The organism is Janthinobacterium sp. (genome assembly GCF_031995485.1).
Classification (GTDB): domain Bacteria; phylum Pseudomonadota; class Gammaproteobacteria; order Burkholderiales; family Burkholderiaceae_D; genus Janthinobacterium.
The window spans coordinates 59,358-67,593 of the sequence record NZ_DAMAGB010000040.1 but is presented as its reverse complement, the minus strand read 5'-3'; the positions used below and the strand labels follow the sequence as shown (position 1 = coordinate 67,593).

Below are 8,236 nucleotides of genomic sequence, written 5' to 3'. Positions count from 1 at the left end.
GATGCCGCTCGCAACATCACAAACGGCATGAGGGGATAATACAAGGTCGGATTAGCGGCGCAGCCGCGTAATCCGACAACATTGTTGGCCCCGCAGTATCAGCAGCTTACGCCGCATCCACCAGCAATTCCGGCCTCAGCGCACGGATGCGCAGCTCCGTAAAATACCCGCCCGCCTCGTTATAGCGCAGGTAATAGCGTCCGCAATTGAGGCAGCGCGCCACCTGGCTGCGGTTGGCCGGATAGTAGCGCGGCGCGATCGGTGCGTCGGGACTGTCGTCGCGCGTGCCGTGCGGGTGGTATTCCTTGAAACTGGGCTCGTCGTAGGCGTCGGCTACCAGCGTGCCCACTTCTTCGAAGCGGTCCAGCTCCAGCGACGTGGGCAGGCGCTGCCAGGCATCGAGCGGCACGGTGCAGCAGCTGCACGGCTGCGTGATGCTGGCCGAGGTGGCGGCCAGCGCGGACAAGGTGGAAAAATCGATCAGTGACATCTATCTACTTTCAAATGGCGGGACAAGCGGCATTGCCCGTGGCGAAACCGCGCACGACATCGGACATCTGCTTCGAGATCGTCTGCACGGCGCGGCGGTGGCCCAGCACCAGCTCATCATAGCCGGCGCCGACCTTTTCACTGGCGACCGTGCGGCAGGCCAGCACCTTGTTGCTGGCCAGTTCGCGCACGCTCCACACGGCGTCGATCAGCGCGTACTGGTTCATCACCGATTCGAAGCGCTGCACATTGGTGCTAATCCTGAACACGGGCAGCTTGTCCGGGTACGGCGTGCGGAACACGTCGATCGCACCCAGCTCATTGGTGACAGCGGTCGACAGCGACTGGCCGATTTCGCCGGCCAGCGGACCCGCCCAGCGCTGCTGTTCCAGCAGCTCGATGCGGCCCGACGGCGCCGTCACCACGAACTGGTTGCGGCTGACCTGCTGCGGCACGCTGACGGCCAGCATCTCGACGTAGTATTGCACCGGCTTGGCCGGCCGGGTATCTGCAGCGCCGGACAGCGTATAGAAATGCTCGGGCTGCGGCGTGGAGCAGGCGCCCAATAAAACAGCGGCGCCCAGGGCGGCGAGGATGGTCTTCATTTCTGTTCATCTCCTTTTTTGCCACGGATCAGGGACTCGGGATGGCGTTCCAGGTAGTCGGTCAGGGCGTTCAGCGACTGCAAGGTTTGCGTCAGCTGCTGCAAGGCCTGGCGCACGTCGGACTGCAGCGGCGAATCCTTCTGCAGTACCTGCTCGGCCGTGCCAAACGTATTTTTGGCTGCCGTCAGCGTGCCGCGCATTTCCGGCACCACCTGGCTGTCGAGCTGCTTGAACAGCGCGTTCGCTTCCTTGATGGTGGCGTTCAGGTTGTTGCCGATCTCGCCGAACGGCACCTGGTCGAGCTTGCGGGCAATGCTGGCGACCTGCGTCTGCAATTCGTCGAGCGTGTTCGGTATCGTCGGCACTTCCAGCGGGTAGCGGTTCACGTCCATCGCCACTTTCGGCGCTTTCGGGAAGAAGTCGAGCGCGATATACAGCTGGCTGGTCAGCAAATTTCCCGTGCGCAGCTGGGCGCGCAGGCCGCGGCTGACCATCCGTTCGAGCATCTGGTGGCTGCTGGAGCCTTCCGCATCCTCGACCGCCGTCTTGAAGCGCATGCCCAGGCGCGCGGGGTACAGGTTGACGGTCACCGGCATGCGGAAGTTCTTCCTGATCGGATCGAATTCGATGCCGACCGAGCGCACTTCGCCGAGCACGATGCCGCGGAAGTCCACCGTGGCGCCCGGCTGCAGGCCGCGCAGCGACTGGTCGAAATAGAACACGGTGGTAATCGCCTCGCCGTCCGGCGCGCGCATGGCGCTCGCTTCGTCGGGCGCCAGCCGGAAGCTGGTATTGGCCGGTGCCGGTTCCTCCGGCTTGCGGCCGTTTTCCGCCTCAAAAGCGATGCCGCCCACCAGCAGCGCGGCCAGCGATTGCGTGTTCAGTTTGAAGCCGTTCGAGTCGAGGCGCACGTCGACGCCGCTGGCATGCCACCAGCGCGCGTTCTTGCCGACGAACTGATCGTAAGGCGCGTTGACGAACACCGTCATGGTGATACCGTTGCCGTCCTTGTCCAGGCCAAAGCTGACTACCTTGCCGACCCGCAGGCGGTGGAAAAACAGGGGCGAGCCGACATCGACGGAACCGAGGCTTTCCGCGTGCAGCGTGAACAGTTTTCCCTTCTGGTCGCCATCGACGGCGGGCGGGCTTTCCATGCCCGTGAAGCTGTCTTTTTTCGCTTCCGACTTGCCTGTATCGACGCCAATATACGCGCCCGACAGCAAGGTGCCCAGGCCCGTCACGCCGCTGGCGCCGATCTGCGGGCGCACCACCCAGAAGCGCGAATCGCTGGTGGCGAAGCGGCGCGCTTCCTTGCTCATGTCGATCGTCACCAGCACGCGGCTCAAGTCGTCACCCAGGGTGATCGCGCGCACCTGGCCGATATCGACATCCTTGTATTTGACCTTGGTTTTGCCCGGCTCCAGGCCTTCCGCGCTCTTGAAGCTGACGGTCACCGTCGGTCCCTGGTCGAGGATCGATTTGGCGGCCAGGCCGGCGCCGATCAGCGCGGCCAGCAGAGGGATCAGCCATACCAGCGACGGCAGCCAGCGGCTGGCCTTGTCCACGTCGGGTTCGGGCAATTGCCGCTCGTCCGGCGCGCGTATGCCGCCCTCTTCTTTGTCAGACATGGTGCTCTCCAATTGCCAAATGTTTTATATCGTTTTCATCGTGCCGCGCTGCCGCCTCGTCCACCGGGTCCCAGATCAGGCGCGGGTCGAACTGCATCGAGGCCAGCATGGTCAGCACCACCACGGCGCCGAAGGCCAGCGCGCCCGGACCAGCCGTGATCACGGCCAGCGCGTCGAAGCGCACCAGCGCCACCGTCAGGGTCACCACGAAAATATCGAGCATCGACCAGCGGCCGATGAATTCGACCATGCGGTACAGTTTGGTACGCTGCTGCGGACGCCAGCGCGAGCGCCGCTGCGAGGTAAAAGCCAGCAGCGCCAGCGTGGCCAGTTTCAGCATCGGCACCACCACGCTGGCGATAAAGATGATGACGGCCAGACCCTTCGAGCCGCTGGTCCAGAAGAACACCACGCCGCTCATGATGGTGTCGTCCTCGACGCCGAACAGCGAATGCGTGTACATCACGGGCAGCAGGTTGGCGGGGATATACAGGATGGCGGCGGCGACCAGCAGCGCCCAGGTGCGGTTGATGCTGTCCGGATTGCGGCCATGCAGGGCGGCGCCGCAGCGCGCGCAGTGCAGGTGCTTGCCGCGGGCGAGCGGCGGCGCCACCAGGCCGCAGCTGTGGCAGGGCAGCAGCGCGTCGCCGGGTGCAAACGCCTTGTAGCGCATGCCGGGCAAGGCCTGGCGCACCAGGTCGTCGCCGGCGTTCCACAGGGCCTTCGGATCGAACGACACCACGATGGCCAGCATGATGGTCAGCGCGCCAAAGGCGAACAGGCCGGGGCGCGGCACCACGCTGGCGAGACTGGTCATCTTGATGACGGTGACCAGGATGCCGATCATCAGCACCTCCGTCATGCCCCAGGCGCGCGCCGTCTGCACCGAACGCAGCACCAGGCTGAAGCCCGGCACTTTTACGCCCATGCGCAGGCCCAGCGAGACGTACAGCAGGGAGCCCAGTTCGATGGCGGGAAACAGCATGGTAAATAAAAACACCATGGTGGCCACGATGTGCATCTGCTCGTGCCACAGCACGCGGATGGCGCCCAATAGCGTGGCGCTGGAAGTGAGGCCATTGATGTCGAGTTCGACGATGGGAAAGAACTGGGCGATCAGGAAAACAAAGGCGGCGCCCAGCGTCAGCGCGACGACGCGGTTCAGGTCGGCCGAGGTACCACCTCCCGGTGCGGCACGGTACAGCACCGAACGGCAGCGCACGCAGCGTGCCTTCTCGCGCGCACGCAGCGGGCGTTTTCGGTACAGCACGCCGCATTCATGACAGCTGATCAGGTCGTATCGGAGCACAGAGTGTAGTTTGCCGGCACGCGGTGCGCGACTATCCCATATCAATGCCAGCTATCATATTACAAACCGGCATACTTCTGCGCCCCGTCTTTTCTACCGTTCGCGCAGCAGCGCCTCCACTGCGCGGCCGATGGACAGGATGCGCGCATCGCTCCCCGCCAGGCCGCAGATGCCCAGGCCCACCGGCAGTGCGCCAGCCGCATGGCATGGCAGCGACAAGGCGCAGCCGTCGAGGAAGTTGATCACGCTGGCGTTGCGCAGCACCAGGCCATTGGTGGCAAAGAAGGCCGTATCGTCCGCCTCCAGTGGCGCCACTTCGGGCGCGACGATGGCCACGCTGGGCATCAGCCAGGCGTCATACGGCGCCAGCCGCTTGTGCGCGATAAGGCGCAGATGCGCGCGCGCGTCGAGCAGATCGATATATTCGGCCGCACCCTGCTGCTGGCCACGGCGGATACGCGCCGCCACGCGCTGGTCGTATTGAGCGCCGCGCGCTGCCAGCAGCTCGCGGTGCCAGTGCCACGCCTCGGCCGCCACCAGTCCACCGCCGCCATTGATCGCCGGCAGCTGCAGCAATTCGGGAAAGTCGAATGGCTGCACCAGCGCGCCGGCCGCGCGCAAGCGGTCCAGCGCCGCATCGAAGGCCTGCTGCACCTGTTGCTCGACGCCGGCGCCGACAAAGTCCGGCGTATGGCCGAAGCGCAGGCCCTTGAGCGATGGCGCCGGCAAGGCATGCTCCTGGCCCGACAGCGCCGCATGCAAAATCGCGCAGCAATCGACGCTGTTGGCAATCGGCCCGGCCGAGTCGAGCGAGCGCGAAAGCGGCACCGTGCCGGCTAGCGATACGGTAGCCGCGGTCGGCTTGAAACCGGTCAGGCCGCAAAAGGCCGACGGGATGCGGATCGAGCCGCCCGTGTCCGTACCCAGTGCGCCAGCCGCCATGTCCAGCGCCACTGTCACGGCGCCGCCGGAGGTCGAGCCGCCCGCCACGCGCGTGGCGTCATGCGGATTGCGCGGCGTGCCGTGATGGGGATTGAGGCCCAATCCCGAGAATGCGAATTCGCTCATATTGGTGCGGCCCAGCAGCACCGCGCCGGCCGCGCGCAGCCGCGCCACGGCGTCGGCATCGCCGGTGGCTGGCGCTGAATCGGCCAGCGCCAGCGAGGCCGCGCTGCTGACCTGGCCGCGCATGTCGAACAGGTCCTTGATCGAGACGGGAATGCCGGCCAGCGGCGAGGCCACCACGCCGGCGGCGCGCAGCGCATCGCTGGCGCGCGCCTCCCTCAATGCCTGTTCGCCGTCCAGGCTGACATAGGCGTGGCCGCCTTCGGCGCGATGCGCTTCGGCACGCGCCAGCATCTCGTGCGTGAGTGCCACGCTGGTGAGGCGGCCAGCGGCCAGGCCGGCCGCCAGTTCACGGATGGTCGTTGTCATGTCTTATCCTTCCACGGGCAAGGTTGGCACCGCATGGCGATGCCGCAAGGCTGGATCATACAGCTCCAGTCCAAACGCGTCGCCCTGACCCTTGTGGGTGGAGATAAGCCAGCAATGTGTCGGATGACGGGCCTGCGATCATGTCAAGCTGCGCAGGTCGGATTAGCGCAGCGTAATCCGACATCACCGTCCACCAAATTCGTCGAGCCGCGCGGCCCAGACAAACGCGTCGGGAAAACGGGTGTCAATCAGGTTCTTCTTCACGGACCGTCAGCTCGCCCCGTCGCCTGCCCAAGCCCTGCCCTGTTTCGCCGCCAGAAAATCCAGCAAGGTCAATGCCACGATCTTGCTGGCCTTGCGCAAATCGTCCAGTGCCAGCCGCTCGTCGGCCTTTTTCGCATTCGACTCGGGCACCGTGCGCGGCCCGGCGCCGTACAGCACGGCCGGGATGCCATGCTCGCCATACAGGCGCGCGTCCGCATACAGCGGCGTGCCCTGCGCGGGTATCGTCTCGCCCAGGATCGCCTGCGCGTTTTTCTGCAGGTTTGCCACCAGCTGTTCCGAGCCTGGCAGCGGGCGCAGCGCATGCGACAGCAGCAGGCGGCGGATCTCGATGCGGATGCCCGGCTCGTCCTGCACCGCCGCCTCGATCAGCGCGCGCACCTGCGCTTCCACCGCCACCGGATCTTCTTCCGGGATCATGCGGCGGTCCATCTTCATGGTGACCTTGCCCGGCACCACATTGGTATTGGTGCCGCCATCGATGCGGCCCATCAGCATGGTCGGCGAGTCGATGCCGGGCACCTTCGACTTGATCTTTTTCAGCTCGGGCAGCTGGCCGTAGATGGCGTTCAAAATCTTGCTGGCCGCCTGCAGCGCATCGATGCCGGTTTCCGGCATGGCGCCGTGGCCCGACTTGCCGTGCACGGTGATCTCCAGCTGCAGGCAGGCGTTATGGGCCGTGACGATGTTGTAGCTGAAGCCGGCCGCGATGACGAAATCGGGCTTCGTCAGTTGTTGTTCCAGCAGCCAGCCCGGCCCCAGCAGGCCGCCGAATTCCTCGTCGTACGTGAAGTGCAGCTCCAGCTGGCCTTTCAACGGGATGCCCAGCGCTTCCAGTGCGCGCGTGGCAAACACATAGGTGGCGAAATCGCTTTTCGACACGGCCGCCGCGCGGCCATACAGGTAGCCGTCGGCCACCTGCGCGCCATACGGCGGATAGGTCCAGTTGTCGCCGGGCGGCACCACGTCGCCATGGGCGTTCAGCGCCACGGTGGGGCCGCCAGCGCCGTACGGACGGCGCACGATCAGGTTGGTGATGCTCTGCATGCCGTAGGCCTCGACCTGGTCGCCCGGCACCGCATGCTGCTCGGCGTCCCAGCCATACGCCTGCAGCAGCTGCGCCACGCGTTCGGCGTGCGGCGCATTGTTGCCCGGCGGCGTATCGGTGGGCACCTGCACCACCTGCTGCAGGAAGGCGACTTCTTCGTCGAAGTGCGCGTCGATCCAGTCGGTAATCTGTTGTTCTGTCGTCGTCATTTTGTTCCTTGCAGTGTCTGTTGCAGCCAGGCGCCCAGTTCGCTGCGCTCGGCGTCCGTCATATTGGTCAGGTTACCGATCGGCATGGCTTTCAGCTCGATCGCCTGCTTGTAGATCTGCGCCGCGTGCTGGCGGATTTCCGTTTCATTATCGAGCATCATGCCGGCCGGCGCGGTGGCAAAGCCCGCTTGCGTGGGTTTGGCCGAATGGCAGGTGGCACAGCGCTGGGCAATGATGGCCTGCACGGACTTGAACTGCGCGGCCTGGTCGACCACCGGTGCGGCAGCCACCGCCACCGGCGCTTTCGGTGCAATCGCCACCGCCACGCCGATCAGCAACAGTACGCCGATGACCGGATAGCGCCATTCCACGCGGCCCTTGTGGCGCAGGTTGAAGAAGTGGCGGATAAACACGCCGGCCGCCATGATCAGCGCCAGCACCAGCCAGGCATGATCGTTACGGTAGGTCATCGCATAGTGGTTGCTGATCATGATGAACAGCACCGGCAAGGTGAAGTAATTGTTGTGCACGCTGCGCTGCTTGGCTTTCAGACCGTGCTTCGGGTCCGGCAGCTTGCCGGCCGCCATCGCTTCGACCATCTTGCGCTGGCCGGGAATGATCAGCATCAGCACATTGGCCACCATGATGGTGCCGATCATGGCACCCACATGGATATACGTGGCGCGCCCGCTCAGCAGATGCGTCAGCACATAGGCGGCGGCGACGATCAGCGCAAACACCACCACGCCGAACCACAGTTCATGCTTGGCCAACGGCGAGCGGCACAGCAGGTCGTAGACGGTCCAGCCGATCACCAGCGTGGCAATGCCGATGCCGATCGCCTGGCCGCTGGACAAGTCCGCCACCGACTTGTCGATCATCATGGCTTGGGCGTTGAAATAGTAGGCGATGGTCAAGAGCGCAAAGCCGGACAACCAGGTCGAATACGCTTCCCACTTGAACCAGTGCAGTTCTTTCGGCAGTTCGGCGGGCGCCACCAGATATTTTTGCGGATTGTAGAAGCCGCCGCCATGCACGGCCCACAGTTCGCCCGACACACCCTTTTTCGCCAGCTCGGAGCCGGGCGCGGGAGGCCGGATGGAGTTGTCGAGCCAGACAAAGTAGAAGGAAGCGCCGATCCAGGCAATGCCGGTAATGACGTGCAACCAGCGGACGATCAGGTTCAGCCATTCAAGGCCGTAAGGGATCAGGTAGGCAAACACTTCCATATT

7 protein-coding genes are annotated in these 8,236 nt (G+C 64.8%); all 7 read right to left on the bottom strand.

Going from position 1 to position 8,236, the window contains the following annotated elements; genetic code table 11:
* Window positions 1-106 precede the first annotated feature (106 nt).
* Window positions 107-490, bottom strand: coding sequence for a hypothetical protein (locus tag RTQ46_RS20060; protein ID WP_312439350.1), 384 nt, complete (start codon window positions 488-490; stop codon window positions 107-109).
* 10 nt (window positions 491-500) lie between these two features.
* Window positions 501-1,094: a PqiC family protein gene (locus RTQ46_RS20055; RefSeq protein ID WP_312439349.1), complete on the bottom strand. Its 594-nt coding sequence runs from the start codon at window positions 1,092-1,094 to the stop codon at window positions 501-503.
* Window positions 1,091-2,722 (bottom strand): MlaD family protein, encoded by a 1,632-nt coding sequence (locus tag RTQ46_RS20050; RefSeq protein ID WP_312439348.1) that lies wholly within the window; start codon window positions 2,720-2,722, stop codon window positions 1,091-1,093. Before RTQ46_RS20050 ends, RTQ46_RS20055 begins: the two co-directional genes overlap by 4 nt.
* Entirely contained in the window at window positions 2,715-4,031 is a 1,317-nt protein-coding gene (locus tag RTQ46_RS20045; protein ID WP_312439347.1) for a paraquat-inducible protein A, read from the bottom strand. Before RTQ46_RS20045 ends, RTQ46_RS20050 begins: the two co-directional genes overlap by 8 nt.
* A 93-nt stretch (window positions 4,032-4,124) precedes the next feature.
* Window positions 4,125-5,465 (bottom strand): amidase, encoded by a 1,341-nt coding sequence (locus RTQ46_RS20040; RefSeq protein ID WP_312439346.1) that lies wholly within the window; start codon window positions 5,463-5,465, stop codon window positions 4,125-4,127.
* 270 nt (window positions 5,466-5,735) lie between these two features.
* Window positions 5,736-7,004, bottom strand: a complete 1,269-nt coding sequence (locus RTQ46_RS20035; RefSeq protein ID WP_312439345.1) for an ArgE/DapE family deacylase — start codon at window positions 7,002-7,004, stop codon at window positions 5,736-5,738.
* The gene (locus tag RTQ46_RS20030) at window positions 7,001-8,233 is read right to left on the bottom strand and encodes a urate hydroxylase PuuD (RefSeq protein ID WP_312439344.1); all 1,233 of its coding nucleotides are present in this window, start codon (window positions 8,231-8,233) and stop codon (window positions 7,001-7,003) included. Before RTQ46_RS20030 ends, RTQ46_RS20035 begins: the two co-directional genes overlap by 4 nt.
* Between the last annotated feature and the right edge of the window lie 3 nt (window positions 8,234-8,236).